Origin of the sequence: Rhodanobacter spathiphylli B39 (genome assembly GCF_000264295.1) — a bacterium.
GTDB classification, from domain to species: Bacteria; Pseudomonadota; Gammaproteobacteria; order Xanthomonadales; family Rhodanobacteraceae; genus Rhodanobacter; species Rhodanobacter spathiphylli.
The window spans coordinates 1-1,056 of sequence record NZ_AJXT01000102.1 but is presented as its reverse complement, the minus strand read 5'-3'; the positions used below and the strand labels follow the sequence as shown (position 1 = coordinate 1,056).

Here is a 1,056-nt window from a genome sequence, read left to right as displayed (position 1 = left end):
CCTTACTGATCTGCAAAACGAGTCCGCCGTGCTGGCGGATTTTTCGTTTCGGCTTCGTGCAGTGCTCCGCTCGCTTCTTGTTTGTCGCTGATAGGCGATTTTTGGCCGCCCAGACGGCCGCATGGCACGGGTTTCACGGGCGTTCTTCGGCTTACGCGGCCAACTTGCCGTAGAGCTGTAGTTTCGCCACGTTGTGGACGATGCAATACAGCTTCCACTGCGTGTCGACCTTGCGCTGGCCACGCAGCGTGAAGCGGCGCAAGCCGCGTTGCTGGATGTGACCGAACACTGGCTCGATCAATCCCATGCGATGGGCGTAGATCGCTCGACCTTCGGGACTGTCGATTTTCTCGCGCATGGCGCGGCAATGCGGGTTGGGGAGTTTGCTTGCTACCGAGCCTTCGAAGAAGGCGACCTGGCGTACGGCAGTGACATCAGGTTTGCGCAGGCACTGGCTGCGCAGTGGACATGCTTCGCAGGTGACGGACGTGCCTTTGAATACGGTGGCCTTGCGTCCATTGATGACGGCATTGGCGCTGTTTAGTTTGAGCGCCTTTCCAGCCGGGCAAACACAGCTGCCGTGTTCACGGTCAAAGATGAAGTCTTTGGGCTGGAAGGTCTTCGCCTGGCTCGCCGGCTTGTGCACAGCGGCGTCGACGTAGCGCGGGTCGCGCTTGCGCATGTTGCCGTCCGCGATATAGCCGTCGATACGGTCAGCCGCCAAGGCTTTCAGGCCACGCTCGCTGTGGTAGCCCGCGTCCGCCAGGAAGGCAGACTCATCGGCGGCACCGGCCTCGCCGATCGCCGCCAAGTGCTCGCGCACACCGTCGATCACCGGCTTGAGCAGATCGTGTTCTTGCGGGGTGCCGTGCGCCTGCGCCTCCACGATCACCTGATGTTCGCCATCGACGGCGGCGACACCGATATAGCCTTGCAGCACGCCGCGACCACTCTTGAGTGTGGCGCTTTCGGCATCGGTCAGGTTCAGCTTGATCGGCTTGCCTTTGGCTCCGATGCGTTCGGTCGTGGTGGCCAGCGCCGTGCGCAGTTTGTCGG

General features: G+C 61.9%; 1 protein-coding gene. It reads right to left on the bottom strand.

Annotated features, from left to right (window positions below):
• Positions 1-151: 151 nt before the first annotated feature.
• Positions 152-1,056, bottom strand: a 905-nt coding sequence (locus tag UU7_RS17130; protein WP_007810726.1) for a transposase, incomplete at its 5' end; no start/stop codon positions are given.